This window comes from Flavonifractor sp. An91, assembly GCF_002159225.1.
Classification (GTDB): domain Bacteria; phylum Bacillota; class Clostridia; order Oscillospirales; family Oscillospiraceae; genus Flavonifractor; species Flavonifractor avicola.
In genome coordinates this window covers 74,338-92,088 of the sequence record NZ_NFHA01000011.1, presented here as the reverse complement: position 1 = coordinate 92,088, position 17,751 = coordinate 74,338, and the positions used below count along the sequence as shown (strand labels likewise).

Genomic DNA, 17,751 nt, shown 5'->3' with positions numbered 1-17,751 from the left:
ACAGGCTCGTTCACATAGAGCCGCCGTTCTTTCAGGTACTGCACCAGCTCCGGCTGCTGACAGCCGGATACAAAGGTAGTCCAGGCCATGCCTTTCAGCTCTTCATCAGACAGATGCACTGCTGCATCACAGATGCGGTCGATCAATTCCAAGGTAGCCAGAATGGTGTTGGTTTTCAGGGTGCCCCGGAATATCCGGAACTCCACCGTGTCCGGGTTTTGCAGGTTGACGCAGGTGTACCGTCCCCCGTGGTAGCCCTTCTTGGCAAAGTCCAGAATGTCCATGGGGTGCTCCTTGTAGCCGTATCGGGCGGCCCATCGCTCCAGCTGCCGCTGGGTACGGCGGCTGAACTTCAGCAGCTCCTCCCAGTGCTTCTCGAAGAAGTAGAGTACCCGGGCAATGGCCTGGTCCTGCTCCTGCTGGGTAGGCCCAAAAGCGGCCCGGCTTACATGAATATGGAGGCCGCAGGTGCTGGCCCGGTGGCTGCGGTAGCCCAGGGAGAGGGCCTTCCGGCACAGTTCCTCCCAGGGCATAGCGTGGAGCTGCCAGTCCAGGGACAGAGGGTGGGTCACCAGCTCCAGACCATCGTCCAGGGAACCGTCGTGTTTGATGTACATCAGAGGATACCCGGCGTTAGCGATATCCAGTAGCGCCCGGGCGCTGTCCGGATCCTCGCCGCCCTGATCCAGCTCCAGTTCCACACCGAAAAACCGGGGCCCCTCTCCCTGGAAGATGGGCTCCGGCTTGTAGTAATAATCGTGGATGGGCTTGTCCCGGGACAGGGTATGGAAGCAGTCCAGGCAGTAGGGCCGCTCGTCAAATTCGTCCGACTCTTCGTAATAGGCCCCGGTCTCTCTCACCAAAGCACCGCAACGGCAGCAGCGGACATAGTGGTCGTCGAAACAGTCCTGGCACAGGGGCGTGTCAGTGGTGCCTGCGTTGTCACTCTCCCAGATCCGCTCGCCGCAATAGCTGCAGAACAGGGTGTGGTTGTCCAGGCATTGAGCGCACAGCGCCTGGCCATCGAAATGGTACAGCTGCTCGGTTGGCAGAGAAGCGCCGCAGAGTTCGCAGGTATGCAGTTCTTTCATGGTAATTCCTCCTTAAAACGCAAAAAAGCCCCGGGGCTTTCCCCGAGGCCATCGTAGCTTATAGTATACAGTTCAAGGTTCGGGCGGTCCGGAAGGTGGGAAAAGGTCCAGAGCCAGCAGAATGGCCACCCGGACTCCCTCCCGAAAGGCCCCCTCCACGGAAGCCGTCTCCCGCTTCACAAAGACATCCTCCAACCTGTCCAGCAGATCGGCCGCCTCCCGGTCCAGCTGTTTACGCAGTTCCTCTGACAAGGCTATCATCTCCTCTGAGCATTGGGTGTACACCGGCTCCCCGTAGCGGAAGCCGTCCTCCATAAGCCGCTCCATCATAGGTAAATCTCCGGCCGGGCGAAGCGGCGGCGGTACCGCTCCAGCTGCTCCGGCGACAGGCTCTCAAAGTCCTCGCTGTCCGGCGGGGCGGCGCACAGGAAGAAGGTACCTGCGATAATGTCGTAAATCTCCCCGTTTTCCAGCCGCAGGCAGCGGTTGAGGGGCAGTCCCACCAGTTTGCCCTCCTCGTGGCAGATGAGAGCCACCGGTTCCTCGAAGGGATACACGGCCTGAATGGGGCCTCCTACCGCCTGCTGCATGGCTTCCAGGGTGTTGTCCAGTTCTGCCGCCCGGGGCGGCTCCAGGGGTGGGACCAGCAATACGTTCATAACCATACCTCCAGATAAAAGGATAGCCCAGGAAGCATATGCTCCCTGGGCTTCATGGTTATAGTATATAGCTGTGTGGCTGCCGATTCCGGAATATGTATTTACTCCACCAGGCCATATTTGACCTTAATGCGGTCCAGCTTCTCCAGCATCGGTTCTGCCGCAAACCAGAGAAACAGCCAAGTGGCCACAGCATGGATACAATCAAAGGGCATACCGGTAACATAGTAGCTCAGCAGAATGCCGCCCGTCAGTTCCCGGTTGGCTGTCAGAGCGGAGGCCGCGTTCATAATGCCGCCGTAAATCAGGATGGCGCAGAGGGCGCCAAAGACACACAGAGATCCCCGCGTACGCATCAGCAGTCCCTTGCGGAACAGAATGCCCGCCAGAAAGCCGATGATGCCCATTGCGAACATTTGCCACGGGGTCAGCGGTCCCTGCCCGAACATCATATTGGAGGCCAACATGGTCATGGCGCCCACCAGGAAACCGGTTTCTCCTCCAAAGGCCACGCCTGCAATGATGGTCACCGCCATCACCGGTTTGAATTGGGGCAGCATGAAAAAGAACGCCCGTCCTGCCACAGCAATGGCAGACAGCACCGCGATGATGACCAGCTCCCGGGCCTGCGGTTTCCGGCCTTCAAAGATCAGGAAAAAGGGCAGCATCGTCTCCAATAAAATTAGCAGAGAAATGAAGTAATACTTCTTACCGCCCAGATAAGTAATGCCCACAAAAAGCGTTACAGGGATAAGCAGCACAATCAGGATCGTTGCCACCAGTGTGCGTTTTGTCAGCTTGCGCTGTTCCTTTGGTGTCTGCCGTAAATAGTCCGGCCGGTGACTGCGGCGGGTGATAGCTGCGGCAAACACCAATAGGGAGACACAAAATATGGAGTACAGCGCCAACTGGTCACCAGCCAGAGCCGTCAATCCCTCTGCATTGACCAGCGCAGTCAAATTCCCTACACCAAGAAAGGAAAGAAATAAAAGCAGCGATACAGCACCAGACATTGCCGCCAGAAGTTTCCGCCACCACGGCAGTTTTTTGGGCTTTCCTGCCGCGCTTACTTCTGTTGGCTCCGGCAGGGGCGAGATGTCATCCGACAACTCCGGTACAGGCGGCAGTTTCCCGCCGCACAGAACGATCACATCCTCCGGTGTAATGGCCTCAGGCTCCTGATCCCGTGCCATACGGTTGGCAGAGGTCGTATAAAAGCTGTTCCCCGAAAAAAAGGCACGGGGCGTCCCTTCCGACACGGTACCTCCATCAAAAAACAGTGCACAGCGGTGAGCATAGCGGGCGCAGAATCCAATATCATGGCTGACCATCAGGATTGTAACGCCCCGCCGCAAAAGCACCTGCAAAATTTCCGCAAAAACCTGTTTGAACTCTGCGTCCAACCCCTTGGTTGGTTCGTCCATCAGAAGAATATCAGGATCCAGCAACAGGACTTTGGCCAATGCCGCCCGCTGCTGCTCTCCGCCGGACAGGTCATAGGGATGATGCTCCAGCAGCCCCTCCAGCCGGCACAGGGCCACCACACGGGCAATGCGCTTTGCCTTTTCCTCTTTGCTGCCGTTCAGGATCTCCGCCAGATCTTCCTGAACTGTTTTTTCACGAAGAGGGTCTGGGGATTCTGAGGCAAAACGCCAATCGTCCCCTGATGGGTTACCGTTCCCCGGTAGGGTTTCAAAAGTCCAGCCAGCAGCTTCAGCGATGTGGATTTCCCGGCGCCGTTTCCACCCATAAGCGCATAGAACTCGCCCCTTTTTAGGGTGAGGTTCAGTTCCCGCACAACGTCGGGGCTGTCTTTCTCATACTTGAACCACAACTCCGACGCCTCTAGTACAGCGCCGTCCGGGTAGACCCGAGATGGCTCTGGCGGCAGCGGACAGGGCGGATGCTCCACGCTGTAGGCCGTCAGCCAGTCCCGTCCCTCCCGGACTGTAACCGGGCATATCCCTTCCTGTTCCACCGCTGCCCACACCCGCATCGCAGTAGGCATGGCCAGGAACATGGTGTGCCCGCTGGCCCGCAGGGCTGTGCCCACTTCGGCAGGCGTACCGCTGCACAGCAGCTTCCCCTCCTCCATGACGGCCACCCGGGTGGCCAGCGGAAACGCATCTTCCAAACGATGCTCCGTCAGAAGGATGGTCGTACCCAGCTCCCGGTTGATGCGTCCAAGGGTGGCCAGAAAGTCCGATGCCGCAATGGGGTCCAGCTGGGAGGTTGGTTCGTCCAGAATCAGAACCGAGGGCTGCATAGCCATAACGGAGGCCAGATTGAGCAGCTGCTTCTGTCCGCCGGACAGCTCCGTTACATTTTTATAGAACCAGTTCTCGATGCCGAAAAAGGCAGCCATCTCCGCCACCCGCTGGCGGATCACCGGCGTCTCATACTGCGCTGCCTCTCGTGGCGTAAGTCTGGCCGGGCGAGCCTGTCTTCGTTTGCTGATGGTCTTCACCCCCCCTTCAAACTCCAGGATCTTCCGGCAGCCTGAAAAACAAAAAACCGGCAGACAATGGTGTCTGCCGGTAAAGCGCAGATATCCATTGCCGATCCCTGCAAACAGAGGCTTCGAACATGATAAATGCACGAAACCCAAGCCATCTCCAGACATGGATATGGCTGCAAAAATCGGCAATGGATACCACCTTGATCAATTACCATGGAGCAGGCTGACAATCCTGGCTTATGGCCGGGGCCAAATACAGTAGAGGTAAGACTGCGCCGGATTCTCACCGGCTTGTCAGTTGGCATATGTCAAGCATATGACCTGCTCACAGTCTGCATTGTAACCGATTTCTGCAGTGCTGTCAATGACCATTCTTGGAGCGTACTGTAGGGTGTAATATTCCTGAAAATTACAAAACGGCTGCGGCAACCTTATGATTGCCACAGCCGTTTTTCTGTGTAGCCAAACGACACCTGCTACCCATATGGGCAGCAGATCTCTTTTCCTTGTAGGTCTTCTGACTTACGCCTGCGGAGGAGTTCTCCTGCGTCCATATCCTGCCTTCTCAGGTTTCCCCAATGACTGGCTTTCGCCAACGGATACAGACTCAGCGCTTACAGCGGCGGTTACCGTCCGGGATTCACACCCGGTTCCCTTGTCCAGTTTCCGCACCGTGCAGCTTAAGCAGGAGGCAACAGAAACCACAAAGATTCCGATTCAATTCTGATCGTATCGTATCACTAAGACTCTAAAACGTCAAGAGACTTGTTCCCAACGTTTGAGAGCGTCAAGCATATACCCGGCTACATCCGTACCACACTGGCAGGGAGAGGCTGATGTCGTGGAGTACGCCGATGACTGTTCGTCCTTTCTCCCGGGACCAGTGCTCCAGACAGGTCACCAGTTCTGCCTGACTGCCTGTCACAGATTTACTTGGCGCAGGATAACAGTTTATTGCAAACTCTTTTCTCAACCGGCATTTTCATACATGAGCTCCAGGAATAACATAACATCAAACACGTCACTTGATGTCTGCTGACTATCCAGCAGGTCGATTCGATTTAAGGAATATTCAAAGGTTCCATCATTCTGGTCCTCATAATAGAAGCGAAACCGAACATCCTCTCCCATAATGGGCATATAGCCTTCCACATAGACGTTGGAGGCGTCCTCATCAATGGATTCTGAGGTCCAGGTGGGGCTGCGCAAGTTGTCGTCCATCAATTCTTTCATGGTCTGAGGACCATATTCGTCCAGCGTGACATTTTGAATCTGATAGATCGGACCGCCAACCGCCGCATCCCATCCATAACGAAGAATGCCTGCCCCACCGTTGGCCAGAAAGATCACAAACCCGATCAAAAGCGCGATCTCTGCCAGCATACCGATCTTTTTCCGGTTCATGGTACCGGCATTGCAGCCAGCCTCTTCGTTGCCGGCATCCTGAACGGTATAGGGCTGTCCCGGATTCTCGATATGCGTGCCGCAGATGGGGCAGAAAGCCTGCCCGCGTTCCATACGATGATTGCAGGTGGGACAGGGCATATATTTCCGCCTCTGGCGGAGTTTGCGGTTATAGCCTAGATTGATCATGCCAATCAGGCCCAGAATTGTCCCCATAACAGTCCAGCCATGGCCCCAAAAGAACCCCAGAATGATCAGGATTCCGCCCAGAACGGCATAGACATAGTTGGTAAACTGGTTGATCTTTACTGCTGCAACTTCAAAATAGTAGTTATGCCACAACCGGTAAAAAAATCCCTTCTCCTGCGAGCGGGTTTTGCCGGCCGGCTCTGGATTCACAGGTGCGCCGCAGGATGTACAGAATTGATCAGTGGGACCCAGCGGTGCCCCGCACGTTGTGCAAAAGCGCTCCATAACTTCCCTCCTATAGATATCTCAAATGAGATGCAGTATATATTTAAAAGAATATCATATATAACTATAGATGTAAATAATCCCAAAAGATTTTGCTAAAGTTATAGTAAAACAGATGGGAGCATCGATATGGAGATAGGACGACGCATTGCTGAATTGCGAGAAACCGCCGGCTGGACCACCAACCGCCTAGCCAATCTGTGCGGGTTATCCCAGAGTTTCCTGCGCTCGGTGGAATTGGGGGAGAAGGGGATCTCGGTGGAAAACCTTCAGTTGATCTGTGACACCCTGCACATCTCTCTGCGGGACTTCTTTGATATTCGGTCCGACCAGAATAGAGAGCAGGACCGGCTGCTGCGCCAGATCACCAAACTCACAGAGGAACAAAAACTGGCGCTGATTGGTTTCTTAGAAACGATGGTTAAATAAAATGGGGGTTCCCGTCAGTACGGGAACCCCAGATAATCCAGCAGGGCATTTCTGCTGATCCTCCACTCCCGGCCGACCTTGACGGCCGGGAGTTCTCCATTCTGGATCATCCTGCGGATCTGCTGGCGGCTGGTTTTGAGCAATGCTGCCGCCTCCTTTACAGTTAGGATCTCGCTCATGCCCAGGGATCCTGTTGGAAGCTGCTATTGCTTTTAGGCTGGTAGCCCCGCTGCTCTTTGTAGATGGCATTATGCAGTTTCCGCACGTCAGCCTTGAGGAATCCCCAGTTGCCGAACGGGTCCTCCACCGGGCCGATGGCATACTTGTCGGCGTATTGTCTCAGCTCCGCCTTGTCCATCTCGAAGAGACGGCACAACTCCGGGATGGTGTAGAACTCCTTCATGTCACGATAGGGAATATACTTCATGTGAGATACCTCCTGTTAAAGTGATTTGAAAACGGCCTAGTCTGTGTCAGGTGTCTGAACGTAAATCACCGTTTCTTATATGAATGTTGGTGATCTCATCTTATTTCAAACGATTTCCGGACCTTTTCTGATCGTTTCCAGATAAAATCTGCGGGGATTTTATCTGGAAACGATCATGTGCCAACTCCTGTTCTATGACAGCCCGCAGGCAGGGGATTCCCTGCTGTTCTCTGCTGGTCAGGGTCACAGGATTGACCTGGAGCTTATCAAACTGTTTCATCAGAGCATGAAACTTTCGGATATCAACAACACTATAGGTTTCTTTCCACTTCTGAGCTGCGGTGTCCAGTCCGGCGCCGCGGCTCGTCTTTTTCAGCAGAAACAGCATCTGTTCTTTGATCGCCGAATCCAGCTTACTTTGTTGGATCTTTCGTTCTGCCTCCGGATAGGGCAAGTGCATACCGCAAGCAGGAAACAGCTTGTCCAGAAATTCGCTGATGACGGTGCAGACGTTGTCATATCCCATCTTAAGCATGGCAAGCAGATCATCCTTCCGCTTTAAGCCCAACTTCTCCAGAAAGGCCTCCCGTCTCATGCTGACTTCCAGCCGGAGGATTCTCTCCTTCCTGTACTTCTTGGGACAGCGGTCATTCTGTGTAAGTTCATAGACTTTGTCGTAAACCTTAAAGGAGATCTCTTTGGTAGCAAGTTCAAAGAAATAGTCCTGTTTTCCCTCTAATTCACGGCGCTTATAGTGCCGCGGCAGCATGGATTTGCGAAATATGCGGATTAACGAAGAGAGATCCGTATCCTTGCTGAACCATAAATCTACGGTCAGGTCCATACGGCTGAGACTGAGCTCATCAGGGGCCAGGATAGGCATTTCATGATCGCTCAGATGAATTTCCTCGAACATATCGGCAAGGTGTGACTGCATCTCAACCACATTTTCCTTGGTGGGCTGGTACAGCGCCAGCGGCTGATAGGATCCTGCCAGCAGGGTGGATGGATTGACCGCAAAGGAAATACCGTTGGATTTATTATGGCTTTGGTGCAGGCGCATACGGACGCCCCGAGCCACCAGATAGGTGCTCTTCAAATGCCGGTCAATGGAGTAGGAATCGGAATAGATTTGTTGGATGGATCCCTGGTCCACCAGGTGATCGATGGTCTTTTGGATCTGGTGGTACTTGAGCTTTCGGGCATACAGTTCGATGGTATGAATACCCAGACGGACTTGTTTCAGCTTCATGTCAGCCCCTCCTGTTCCGCTGGCAGTTGGTACAGTGACGGCAGGTGTTGGGCTTCTTCTCACCCAGTGCAGCCAGCACCTGCTGCATGATGCAGGCCTTACCGGTGACGATCCCAATCATCTCGTCCAGCCGGTCCAGCAACAGCTTTTGCAGAGATTCATCATAGTCCTCTTTATAGAGGATAGTTTCGTTCAGATCCCGATCCTCACCGGCATAGAGCAATACACAGCGGGACTTCTTACCATCCCGGCCCGCTCGCCCAATCTGCTGATAGTAGTCGGTCACGCTGAGGGGCAAATTGAAGTGGACTACCAGGCGGATATCGGGCACATCCACACCCATACCGAAAGCAGTGGAAGCTACCATGATCCGTTTCTTGCCGTGGATAAACTTCAACTCATTTCGCTGCCGCTTATCCGGGTCCATATAGGCATGGCACTTGACCACCTCACCGGGAAACTGATTTGAGAGATAATTGGAAACCAGATCCACATACTTTCGGGTGGCACAATAGATAACTAGGCGGCCCTCTTTTCCGTACTTCTTGAGATGATACTTGAGTCGTGACAAGCGGCGCTGGATGGTCATAGCGGAGCAGTCCTCCCGGATCAGAATTAGATTGGAGCGTTCCAGGGAGTTGACGTAAACCTCAGGCTCATCTATACCCAGAAACGCACAGATCTCTGAACGGTAGGTTTCCGGCGCTGTAGCCGTAAAGGCAGCAACCACCGGGCGCTTTTTCAGGGTGGACAGCCACTTCCCGATCTCCAGATAGCTGGGGCGGAAGGTGTGGCCCCAGTCCAGCACACAGTGGGCCTCATCCACCACCACCAGGCCGGGTGGATTGTCCTTGATGGCTTTTTGAAACGGTTTAGATTGCAGGCGTTCCGGGGTGATGTAGAGAAAGGGAGCGCTGAGGTCTTGTAGATATACAGGGCCGTCCATGGTCATTTTTGTCGCATTATACTCCATGGGATGATTGCCTGAGATCTGATTGGCGCGGATCCCCTTGGCATTGAGCGCCTGCACCTGATCCTCCATCAGAGACAGGGTAGGCTCGATGACCATCGTCCAGGTATGGTGCTTCCGGTGCATGACCAGAGCAGGTACCTGGAAGATGGCTGACTTGCCTGAACCGGTAGGTGCGATAACCAGGGTATCCCGTCCCTTCAGGATGCTGCTGATGGGATGAATCTGATGTTTGCGTAACATCTTTAACTGAAGCGCGTCCATGGCTTCTCTTACGTCATAGTGGATCTTCATATAAAATTACTCCTAACATGATGATTTAAGCTGTTTGTACAGCCCTATACTCATGTTAGGAGTGTTTCAATTTATAATGGCTTTTGGTGACCTGTTCGGCGGACCCACTCGTTGGATGGGATATTGGGTAAACCGCACACAGCGTCAGATAACATACATTTTGAGCCATATCTGTGTCATCAGGGGGATACTTAATAGGCATCAAAACCGGACGCTATCCATTGGGGTACAATAGCTTGAAGCGGTTTGGGAACCATCTACATCCCACTGGATGGGCTCCATACCCATGGAGCGGATGGCGGCAATCACATGGTCGTCATACTCCCCGTAGGGACAGCGGATCAGGGTAGGCCGTACGCCGGTGATGGCTTCGATCTTGTCGTTGCAGGCCGACACGTCGGCAATGATTTCCTCCGTGGACAGACTGTTGTAGTGGGCGTGGGTGTTGGAGTGGTTCATGATCTCATGACCAGCATCATGGAGCGCCTTCACCGACTCGGGGTATTTGTCCACCCAGTCCCCCACCACAAAAAAGGTGGCCTTGATCTGGTACTGGCCCAGAATATCAATGAGCTGCTGGGTGTCCTCATTTCCCCAGGCCGCGTCGAAGGAGATAGCCACCATCTTCTGATCCCGCTGGACGCAGTAGATGGGCAGCTGCCGTTTGGTAGCCGCCGCGCTTACCACCTCCGGATAATTGACGATGTAGAACATGGCGGCGGCCGCCAACACACAGGCCAGCACCGCCAGCAGCTTTCGCCGCAGCAGAATGATCTTCATTCCCGTACCTCCTACCATTTGATTGGTACAGACTATGACAAGATCTTCCGGTTCAGAATCGGCAGACAGCCCCCCGGCCTCTTTTGCAGCGCATTGTAAATACTACCTAATTCCCCTTACTCTATCATCACGTTCTTTTGTGAAAGTTCACTTATACACCGCGACAAAATATACCCGATCTTTTTGTGCAATTTGGAACTGTCTTTCTGTATTTAGAATGCGCCTGGGAGGAAATCCTCCCTTTTTATTTGGTCTCATTTCTATATTTAAAATCCTCTTTTATATATCCATTTTCTAGAATAATCTGGTATCTTTTCTCACTTGAAATCAATTTCGGGAGAGTGTGCCATGCAATTAGAAAACCAGATATAAATACAATTTTCCATATATAGAATCCCATGCGAAGGAGGTTTCTGTATGCATTGGGGCAAGGAACTGCACGAAATGATGCGGATGTACAGCTCCATGAAGGCGCTGCAGCTGCTGGTTGCTCTGGCTGAAAGCGAGGAAGAGGTTCCCCTGGCCAAGCTGTCCGCCATGACCGGTATTCCGCCCAGCTCCACCCACCGCATCCTCCAGGAGATGCAGCACTGCGGCTTTGTAATAAAGGATGACGCCCGGAAATGTTACCGTGTGGGCTTCGAGGCCCGTCTGCTGGCCCTTCAGCTGCAAAAGACCAACTTCCTCTATGAGGCGGCCAAGGCGGAGATGACCTATCTGAACAACCTGAGTCTGGAGACCATCCACCTGATTGGAGAAGAGGACCGGGAGGCGGTCTATCTGGCCAAACTGGGCGCCAAGAACTCGGTGGGCCTCCACTCCGCCGTTGGCAAGCGCATTCCTCTTCACTGCACCAGCGGCGGCAAGGCCCTGCTGGCCTGGAAGTCGGAGAGTTGGCTGAAAAACTATCTGGAGCACACCGAACTGACCCGGTACACCTCCAAGACCCTGGCCGATCCAGAGAGTCTCCTGCGGGAGCTGGAGGTCATCCGGATTCAGGGTTACGCCGTGGACAACCACGAACACCACACCGACGTGGTCTGCATCGCCGCTCCTATTTTCGATGTGGACAACCAGGCGCCGGCCGCCATCAGCATTGCCGCGCCCGACTACCGCTTTTCACTGGAAAAGGCCCTCTCCTACGGCAGGGAGCTGCTCCAGTGCGCGGCCCGAATCACCGAAAAGCTGGGATGCAGCTATCCCATCCAGCTTTCCAAATCATCCTGATACAAGGAGGCAGCTTCCATGGAAGAGACACTGGATCTCATTTATAAAGATCCCAAGTATCCCAGTTCCAAGGTGGTAAACGGTCTGAGTATGGCAGGCCCCCAGGCCCATCTGCGGGGCATGGGGCTGGACAACGAGGACCTGTCCAAGCCCTTCATCGGCGTCATCAACACCTATAACGAGATGCACCCCGGCCACGTCCATCTGGACCGGCTGGGCAAGCTGGTGCGGGACGGCGTTCTGGAGGCGGGGGGCATCCCCTTCGAGGTCAATACCATCTCCATCTGCGACGGCTTCTCCCAGGGCCACGTGGGTATGTGCAGCGTACTGCCCAGCCGGGAGATCATCGCCGACTCCATCGACGTGTACGCCGCCGGCCACCAGCTGGACGGTTTGGTGCTCATCGGCGGCTGTGACAAGATCGTGCCCGCCATGCTGATGGCGGCCCTGCGGGTCAACCTGCCCACGGTCATCGTCACCGGCGGCCCCATGATGCCCGCCGTCTACAAGGGCCGCACCTACGCTACCTACGAGCTCAAGGAAATGGCCGGTAAGCTCACCCGTGGAGAGCTCTCCCGCCAGGAATATGAGTACATGGAGGGGCTCATGTCCCCCACCCCCGGCTCCTGTGCCATGATGGGCACGGCCAACACCATGTCGGTGGTAGCGGAGGCCCTGGGCCTCACCCTTCCGGGCAGCGCCTGCGCCCACGCCGTCAGCGGCAAGAAAAACCGGGTGGCCAAACTCAGCGGCAAGGCCGTGGTGCGTCTGGTAGAAAAGAATATCCGCCCCCGGGACATCGTAACCCAGAAGATGCTGGAGCTGGCCGTGCGGGTGGGTCTGAGCGTGGGCGGCTCCACCAACATGACCCTGCATATGCCCGCCATCGCCCATGAGGCAGGCCTGTCCATGACATTGGAGGACATGGGCCGCCTGTCCGCCGACACCCCCTATCTGGCCAAGATCAAGCCCTCCGGCACCCACACCATGCTGGACCTGGATCAGGCCGGCGGCGTGGGCGCGGTGATGCGGGAGCTGGACGGGCTTATCGATCTGGACCAGATGACGGTCAACGGACGCACCCACCGCCAGAACGTGGCGGATGTGGTGGAGTACAACCCGGAGGTCATCCACCCGGTGGAGCAGGCCTACAGCGACCACGGTTCCATCACCGTACTCAAGGGCAACCTGGCCCCCGACGGCGCTGTGATCAAGCAGTCCGCCGTGGCGCCCCAGATGCGCAAGCACAGTGGCCCGGCCCACTGCTTCGAGTGTGAGGAGGATGCCGTCAAGGCCATCTACGGCGGCGGCATCCAGCACGGCGAGGTCATTGTCATCCGCAACGAGGGCCCCCAGGGCGGCCCGGGTATGCGGGAGATGCTCACCGCCACCGCCGCGCTGGTGGGCATGGGCTTTGCCGAGTCGGTGGCCCTGGTCACCGACGGGCGCTTCTCCGGCGCCACCCGGGGTCCCTGCATCTGTGCCGCCCTCCAGCTCACCGGACTCATCTCCGCCATGGCCTGCGGCGGCAAGCAGGCCGCCATCAGCCACTCTCTGTACAGCTACTTCTGCACCTGCCGCCCGGAGATCCGCTCCCGGTTCCTCCACGGAGAGCTGGTGGGGGCCAGCCTGGTCTACCAGCTGGCCGTCAACGGCGCCCCCCAGGCAGAGCAGGAGGGGCTGGACCGATTCCTGCGGCGGTTTGCACTGCCCGCCTGTCTGGAGAAGCTGGGCCTGGCCGACAGCCCGGAGGAGCGGGACAGTCTCTTTGCCTTCCTGGCGGAACATATGCCTGTTACCGAGCCCCAGGAGCTGGAGCGGCTGCGGACCCAGGCCCCGCTGCTCTTCCACGGTCTGAACTAACCCAAACCCATCTGCATCAGTAAGGAGATCATCTATGAAGCTTGATTTTGAATACGGCCACGGCCTGATGAGCGCTGAGCTGCCCGACAACACCGACGTATTTATCCCCGGCACCACCGTGCCCGACCCTGAGTGCCTGCCCCAGGACTGGGACAGCCTGTACAACGCCACCCTGGAGTCCATCCGCAACCCCATGGGTATGCCCCCCCTGAAGGAGCTGGCCGCTCCCGGCAAGACCGTGGTTTTCGTCATCCCCGACATCGTGAAGGGCGGCTGCCAGCCCACTTCCCACCGGAAGGTGTCCATCCGGGCCTGCCTGGATGAGCTGTACGCCGCCGGCGTGGAGAAGAAGGACATCCTCTTCATGTTCTCCAACGGCCTGCATCCCCGTGCCACCGTGTCCGAGATGAAGCAGATCCTGGGCGATGAGCTGTTCAACGAGTTCTACTGGACCAACCAGATCACCAGCCATGACTCCGAGGACTATGAGCACATGGTGGACCTGGGCACCACCAAGCGGGGCGACCCCGTGCTGATGAACAAGTATGTCTTTGACTGCGACATTCCCATCCTCATCGGCCACACCCAGGGCAACCCCTACGGCGGCTACTCCGGCGGCTACAAGCACTGCGCCACCGGCATCACCCACTGGCGCTCCATCGCCAGCCACCACGTGCCCAAGGTCATGCACCGGGACGACTTCACCCCCGTGTCCGGCCACTCCCTGATGCGTACCAAGTTCGACGAGATCGGTATGCATATGGAGGAGAAGATGGGCCACCCCTTCTTCTGCTGCGACGCCGTGCTGGACACCTACTCCCGCCAGATCGCCATCTACTCCGGCTACGCCAAGGTGATGCAGCCTGAGTCCTGGAAGATCGCCAACAAGCGCACCTACGTCCCCTTCGCCGAGAAGAAGTACGACGTGATGGTGTTTGGTATGCCCCAGAACTTCCACTACGGCAACGGCATGGGCACCAACCCCATCCAGATGATGCAGGCTCTCTCCGCTCAGGTTATCCGCCACAAGCGTGTCATGAAGGACAACTGCGTCATCATCTGCTCCTCCATCTGCAACGGCTACTTCCACGACGAGCGCTGGCCCTACCTGCGGGAGCTGTATGAGATGTTCCAGCACGACTACATGAACATCCTGCCCGACATGGACCGGTACGGCGAGTACTTTGCCACCAACCAGGAGTATATCCGCAAGTACCGCTTCTGCAACGCCTTCCACCCCTTCCACGGCTTCTCCATGATGAGCTGCGGCCACATCGCCGAGATGAATACCTCCGCCATTTACATCGTGGGCGCTCAGGAGCCCGGCATTGCCCGGGGCATGGGCCTCAAGACCCGGGCCACCTTCGTGGAGGCTCTGGAGGACGCCAAGAAGAAGTTCGTGGGCGAGAACCCCAACATCCTGGCTCTGCCCCAGACCTTCAAGCTGGGCGCCGTCCATCTGTGCATGAAGGACGACGATCTGAGCAACGTGTAATTCTGCGCTGTATAAACGGCCGTGCTGTGAAGAATGATTCACAGCACGGCCGTTTTGGTGACAAGGCGCAGTCTTTGTGCTATAATACAGCCCGGATATGGCTTTGCCCCAGGAGGTCCCTGCGGCGAAAGTTTGAGATTTCAATGAAACAGGAGGTCCTGTATCCTATGAACATCACCATTTCCGATCTGCTCGATCTGTCCCACACCCTGGCCGGGGATTATCTCCGGCAGTTTCAGTACCCCTGGGAGGCCCTGGACGGCATCAAGAACCTGATCCTCTCCCTGGGCAGCCAGCTCCCCGCCGAGGAGTACAGCCAGTCCCAGGAGCACGTCTGGGTCCACAAAACCGCCGTGGTGGCCCCCACCGCCTACCTGGGCGCCCCCTGCATCATCGGCCCTGAGACCGAGGTGCGTCACTGCGCCTTTATCCGGGGCTCCGCTCTGGTGGGAGCCCACTGCGTGGTGGGCAACTCGGTGGAACTGAAAAACGTCATTCTCTTCGACAACGTCCAGACCCCCCACTACAACTATGTGGGCGACTCCATCCTGGGCTACAAGAGCCACATGGGCGCCGGCTCCATCACCTCCAACGTCAAGTCCGACAAGACCCTGGTGGTGGTGAAGGGGGAGACCCCCATCCCCACCGGCCGGAAGAAGATGGGCGCCATCCTGGGCGACTTTGTGGAAGTGGGCTGCAACTCGGTCCTCAACCCCGGCACCATTCTGGGCCGCCACAGCAGCGTATACCCCACCTCCTGCGTCCGGGGCGTCATTCCCGCCCACAGCATTTATAAGGACAAGGATCACATCGTCCTGCGGGAGGAGCAGTAACCCTTTTACCTGTAAACAGCGCCCCGTTGGAGAGAAACTCTCCAACGGGGCGCTGTTTCTTTGTATCCTATTGGCCGTCCCGGGGCAGGCGGTCCAGCTGAGCCCGGGCGGTCTCCTCCACCGCCTGCCGGGCCTGCCGGAACCAGGCCAACAGGGCCTGGGCCTGAGGCGTGATGGTGCTGCCGCCGCCCCCCAGGCCCCCCGCCTCAGTACTTACCAGAGGCATAGCCAGCCCACGCTCCGCCGTATGGAGGATCTTCAGGGCTTTGGAGTAGGACAGTCCCATTTTCTGGGCGGCCGCCCGCAGGGAGCCGGTCCGCTCCACCTGCTCCAGCAGCTCCGCCGGTCCCGGCCCGAAGATCCGCCGCCCCGTCTCATCCGTCAGATAGAATTTTCCTTCCCCCCGCATGGCCCGCTCCCTTCTCTGCCGTCCGGCTGCTATGCCGGGCGGTTTTGCTTCTATGGCCATTATATCGTTGTGTTTTCAAAAACACAACGTAAATTTTCTTTATCGATTTACTCCATTACCACCAGGTAATCCTGGAAAACTTAGCACTTTTTATATTCGTTTTGTCTGTTTCACTTTTCTCATCCTCCCTTTGTCGGCACTCTTTCGGATTTTTCCAATCTTTGTTCGTCTCCGAACCATTCATTTGACTTTCCTGTACCAAAAGGTTTAAATATAATTATAGTTTAGTTTTAATCCTCATAATTCTGTTTCAAAGGAGAGGAGTATACCATGGAATATGTGAACGCATCGTCCGTCCAGCAAGTGCTGGACACGCTGGCTCAGGCCGATGGCGGAGCCGTGGTCCTGGCCGGCGGCACCGACCTGATGGTGGATTTCAAGGCCGGGAAGGTACAGCCCCAGGTGTGGGTGGATGTGACCCGGGTGCCCGAGCTGTGCGGCATCACCGTGGAGGACGGCAAGCTGGTCATCGGCGCCGCCGTCACCCTGACCACCATCGCCCGCTCGCCGCTGGTCCACCAATACTTCCCCTCCCTGGCCCAGGGCTGCGGCACGGTAGGGTCCCTCCAGATCCGCAACTCGGCCACCCTGGTGGGCAACGTAGTCAGCGCCCAGCCCGCAGGCGACGGGGCCATGTCCCTGGCCCCTCTGGACCCCACCTTCACCGTCCTGTCCGCCCAGGGGGAGCGGCAGCTGTCCATGGGTGAGATGTACGCCGGCTTTGCCCGCAGCACCATCGACCACAGCCGGGAGTTGGTGACCAAGATCTCCATTCCTCTGCCCCAGCCGGGGGAGGCCGCCTCCTTCGTGCGGCTGGAGCTGCGGAAATCCCTGTCTCTGCCCATGCTCAACTGCGCCGCCATGGTCCATGTGGAGGACGGCGTTGTCACCTGGGCCCGGATCACCATGGCCCCCGTTGGGGTAGGTCCCGTGCGGGCCCAGGCCGCCGAGGCCTTCCTGGCGGGCAAGCCCCTCACCGATGAGAATATGGCCCAGGCCGGACAGCTGGCTCTGGAAAACGCCAACCCCAGAAGCAACCCCCTGCGGGGCAGCCGGGAGTACCGGCTGGACACCCTGCCGGTGATCATCCGCCGGGCCCTGGAGGCCTGCCGGGATCAGCTGGCACATTGAGAGAAAGGCGGAATTGACATGGCTGTTTTACATACCACCATCAACGGCGAGGCCATTACGGCGGAGGTGGACCCCTCCATCTCCCTGGCCCAGTTCCTGCGGGACAATCTCTACCTCACCGGCACCAAGATCGGCTGCGGCAAGGGGGAGTGCGGCGCCTGCACCATTATCATGGACGGCAAATCGGTGACCTCCTGCATCATCCCCGTCATGCGGGCGGAGGGAGCCGTCATCCAGACCATCGAGGGTGTGGCCAAAAACGGCAAGCTCCACCCCCTGCAGGAGGAGTTTATCAACCAGGGGGCCGTCCAGTGCGGCTTCTGCACCCCCGGCATGATCATGTCGGCCAAGGCCCTGCTGGATGAGAACCCGGAGCCTAAAAAGGAGGAGATCCGGGAGGCCCTGGGCGGCAACATCTGCCGCTGCACCGGATACGTCAACATCGAGCGGGCGGTGGAGGCCGCCGCCCAGCGCATCCAGAAGGGGGAGTGAGGA

At 57.0% G+C, this 17,751-nt stretch carries 20 protein-coding genes and 2 riboswitches; of the genes, 7 read left to right on the top strand and 13 right to left on the bottom strand.

Features of this window, described 5'->3' with window-relative positions; genetic code table 11:
* The 7 genes from B5G42_RS08500 to B5G42_RS08475 all read right to left on the bottom strand — a co-directional run.
* Window positions 1–1,091, bottom strand: a 1,091-nt coding sequence (locus tag B5G42_RS08500; protein WP_087269048.1) for an amidoligase family protein, incomplete at its 3' end; no start/stop codon positions are given.
* Window positions 1,092–1,163: 72 nt separating this feature from the next.
* The gene (locus B5G42_RS08495) at window positions 1,164–1,421 is read right to left on the bottom strand and encodes a hypothetical protein (RefSeq protein ID WP_087189371.1); all 258 of its coding nucleotides are present in this window, start codon (window positions 1,419–1,421) and stop codon (window positions 1,164–1,166) included.
* Window positions 1,418–1,750, bottom strand: coding sequence for a DUF3846 domain-containing protein (locus B5G42_RS08490; RefSeq protein ID WP_204706181.1), 333 nt, complete (start codon window positions 1,748–1,750; stop codon window positions 1,418–1,420). Before B5G42_RS08490 ends, B5G42_RS08495 begins: the two co-directional genes overlap by 4 nt.
* A 101-nt stretch (window positions 1,751–1,851) precedes the next feature.
* Window positions 1,852–3,336: an ECF transporter S component gene (locus B5G42_RS18865; protein WP_343286695.1), complete on the bottom strand. Its 1,485-nt coding sequence runs from the start codon at window positions 3,334–3,336 to the stop codon at window positions 1,852–1,854.
* A complete protein-coding gene (locus B5G42_RS18860) occupies window positions 3,333–4,217 on the bottom strand; it encodes an ATP-binding cassette domain-containing protein (protein ID WP_275532439.1) in 885 nt (294 codons plus the stop codon). The genes B5G42_RS18865 and B5G42_RS18860 overlap by 4 nt, the downstream gene beginning before the upstream one ends.
* A 194-nt stretch (window positions 4,218–4,411) precedes the next feature.
* A riboswitch (cobalamin riboswitch) is annotated at window positions 4,412–4,548 on the bottom strand.
* Between the two features lie 149 nt (window positions 4,549–4,697).
* Window positions 4,698–4,930, bottom strand: a riboswitch (cobalamin riboswitch).
* 65 nt (window positions 4,931–4,995) lie between these two features.
* Window positions 4,996–5,133: a hypothetical protein gene (locus tag B5G42_RS18130; protein ID WP_162611067.1), complete on the bottom strand. Its 138-nt coding sequence runs from the start codon at window positions 5,131–5,133 to the stop codon at window positions 4,996–4,998.
* A 44-nt stretch (window positions 5,134–5,177) separates the two neighbouring features.
* The gene (locus B5G42_RS08475) at window positions 5,178–6,086 is read right to left on the bottom strand and encodes a zinc-ribbon domain-containing protein (RefSeq protein WP_087269046.1); all 909 of its coding nucleotides are present in this window, start codon (window positions 6,084–6,086) and stop codon (window positions 5,178–5,180) included.
* A gap of 129 nt (window positions 6,087–6,215) precedes the next feature.
* Between B5G42_RS08475 and B5G42_RS08470 the strand changes: the two genes are divergently transcribed.
* Window positions 6,216–6,515, top strand: coding sequence for a helix-turn-helix domain-containing protein (locus tag B5G42_RS08470; RefSeq protein WP_087269043.1), 300 nt, complete (start codon window positions 6,216–6,218; stop codon window positions 6,513–6,515).
* 14 nt (window positions 6,516–6,529) lie between these two features.
* On the opposite strand, the gene B5G42_RS08465 is transcribed toward B5G42_RS08470, so the two are convergent.
* The 5 genes from B5G42_RS08465 to B5G42_RS08445 form a co-directional block, all read right to left on the bottom strand.
* On the bottom strand, window positions 6,530–6,694 hold the full coding sequence (locus tag B5G42_RS08465; RefSeq protein WP_087188942.1) for a helix-turn-helix domain-containing protein: 165 nt from the start codon (window positions 6,692–6,694) through the stop codon (window positions 6,530–6,532).
* Window positions 6,691–6,942, bottom strand: coding sequence for a MerR family transcriptional regulator (locus B5G42_RS08460; protein WP_087269040.1), 252 nt, complete (start codon window positions 6,940–6,942; stop codon window positions 6,691–6,693). The genes B5G42_RS08465 and B5G42_RS08460 overlap by 4 nt, the downstream gene beginning before the upstream one ends.
* 100 nt (window positions 6,943–7,042) lie before the next feature.
* Window positions 7,043–8,194 (bottom strand): hypothetical protein, encoded by a 1,152-nt coding sequence (locus B5G42_RS08455; RefSeq protein ID WP_087269037.1) that lies wholly within the window; start codon window positions 8,192–8,194, stop codon window positions 7,043–7,045.
* Between the two features lies 1 nt (window position 8,195).
* The gene (locus B5G42_RS08450) at window positions 8,196–9,458 is read right to left on the bottom strand and encodes a RecQ family ATP-dependent DNA helicase (protein ID WP_087269036.1); all 1,263 of its coding nucleotides are present in this window, start codon (window positions 9,456–9,458) and stop codon (window positions 8,196–8,198) included.
* Window positions 9,459–9,659: 201 nt separating this feature from the next.
* Complete coding sequence (locus B5G42_RS08445; RefSeq protein WP_140399827.1) at window positions 9,660–10,238, bottom strand: polysaccharide deacetylase family protein; 579 nt, start codon at window positions 10,236–10,238, stop codon at window positions 9,660–9,662.
* 417 nt (window positions 10,239–10,655) lie between these two features.
* On the opposite strand from B5G42_RS08445, the gene B5G42_RS08440 reads away from it, so the two are divergent.
* The 4 genes from B5G42_RS08440 (at window position 10,656) to B5G42_RS08425 (ending at window position 15,656) form a co-directional block, all read left to right on the top strand.
* The gene (locus B5G42_RS08440; protein WP_087189354.1) at window positions 10,656–11,465 is read left to right on the top strand and encodes an IclR family transcriptional regulator; all 810 of its coding nucleotides are present in this window, start codon (window positions 10,656–10,658) and stop codon (window positions 11,463–11,465) included.
* Window positions 11,466–11,483: 18 nt separating this feature from the next.
* Window positions 11,484–13,328, top strand: coding sequence for a dihydroxy-acid dehydratase domain-containing protein (locus B5G42_RS08435; RefSeq protein ID WP_242961178.1), 1,845 nt, complete (start codon window positions 11,484–11,486; stop codon window positions 13,326–13,328).
* A gap of 34 nt (window positions 13,329–13,362) precedes the next feature.
* A complete protein-coding gene (locus B5G42_RS08430) occupies window positions 13,363–14,823 on the top strand; it encodes a lactate racemase domain-containing protein (RefSeq protein WP_087269033.1) in 1,461 nt (486 codons plus the stop codon).
* 167 nt (window positions 14,824–14,990) lie between these two features.
* On the top strand, window positions 14,991–15,656 hold the full coding sequence (locus tag B5G42_RS08425) for a UDP-N-acetylglucosamine pyrophosphorylase (protein WP_087269070.1): 666 nt from the start codon (window positions 14,991–14,993) through the stop codon (window positions 15,654–15,656).
* Between the two features lie 67 nt (window positions 15,657–15,723).
* Here the strand turns inward: B5G42_RS08425 and B5G42_RS08420 are convergent, their stop codons facing one another.
* Entirely contained in the window at window positions 15,724–16,125 is a 402-nt protein-coding gene (locus tag B5G42_RS08420; RefSeq protein WP_087269030.1) for a winged helix-turn-helix domain-containing protein, read from the bottom strand.
* 270 nt (window positions 16,126–16,395) lie between these two features.
* Between B5G42_RS08420 and B5G42_RS08415 the strand changes: the two genes are divergently transcribed.
* Complete coding sequence (locus B5G42_RS08415) at window positions 16,396–17,256, top strand: FAD binding domain-containing protein (protein ID WP_087269027.1); 861 nt, start codon at window positions 16,396–16,398, stop codon at window positions 17,254–17,256.
* A gap of 18 nt (window positions 17,257–17,274) precedes the next feature.
* Entirely contained in the window at window positions 17,275–17,748 is a 474-nt protein-coding gene (locus B5G42_RS08410) for a (2Fe-2S)-binding protein (protein ID WP_087269024.1), read from the top strand.
* Window positions 17,749–17,751: the final 3 nt, after the last annotated feature.

Coding starts and splice junctions, on each gene's coding strand:
- B5G42_RS08410 (WP_087269024.1), top strand. CDS start 17,275: ATGGCTGTTTTACATACCACCATCAACGGCGAGGCCATTACGGCGGAG.
- B5G42_RS08445 (WP_140399827.1), bottom strand. CDS start 10,238: ATGAAGATCATTCTGCTGCGGCGAAAGCTGCTGGCGGTGCTGGCCTGT.
- B5G42_RS08470 (WP_087269043.1), top strand. CDS start 6,216: ATGGAGATAGGACGACGCATTGCTGAATTGCGAGAAACCGCCGGCTGG.
- B5G42_RS08415 (WP_087269027.1), top strand. CDS start 16,396: ATGGAATATGTGAACGCATCGTCCGTCCAGCAAGTGCTGGACACGCTG.
- B5G42_RS08425 (WP_087269070.1), top strand. CDS start 14,991: ATGAACATCACCATTTCCGATCTGCTCGATCTGTCCCACACCCTGGCC.
- B5G42_RS08495 (WP_087189371.1), bottom strand. CDS start 1,421: ATGATGGAGCGGCTTATGGAGGACGGCTTCCGCTACGGGGAGCCGGTG.
- B5G42_RS08465 (WP_087188942.1), bottom strand. CDS start 6,694: ATGAGCGAGATCCTAACTGTAAAGGAGGCGGCAGCATTGCTCAAAACC.
- B5G42_RS08435 (WP_242961178.1), top strand. CDS start 11,484: ATGGAAGAGACACTGGATCTCATTTATAAAGATCCCAAGTATCCCAGT.
- B5G42_RS08450 (WP_087269036.1), bottom strand. CDS start 9,458: ATGAAGATCCACTATGACGTAAGAGAAGCCATGGACGCGCTTCAGTTA.
- B5G42_RS08440 (WP_087189354.1), top strand. CDS start 10,656: ATGCATTGGGGCAAGGAACTGCACGAAATGATGCGGATGTACAGCTCC.
- B5G42_RS08420 (WP_087269030.1), bottom strand. CDS start 16,125: ATGGCCATAGAAGCAAAACCGCCCGGCATAGCAGCCGGACGGCAGAGA.
- B5G42_RS08475 (WP_087269046.1), bottom strand. CDS start 6,086: ATGGAGCGCTTTTGCACAACGTGCGGGGCACCGCTGGGTCCCACTGAT.
- B5G42_RS08460 (WP_087269040.1), bottom strand. CDS start 6,942: ATGAAGTATATTCCCTATCGTGACATGAAGGAGTTCTACACCATCCCG.
- B5G42_RS08430 (WP_087269033.1), top strand. CDS start 13,363: ATGAAGCTTGATTTTGAATACGGCCACGGCCTGATGAGCGCTGAGCTG.
- B5G42_RS08490 (WP_204706181.1), bottom strand. CDS start 1,750: ATGAACGTATTGCTGGTCCCACCCCTGGAGCCGCCCCGGGCGGCAGAA.
- B5G42_RS08455 (WP_087269037.1), bottom strand. CDS start 8,194: ATGAAGCTGAAACAAGTCCGTCTGGGTATTCATACCATCGAACTGTAT.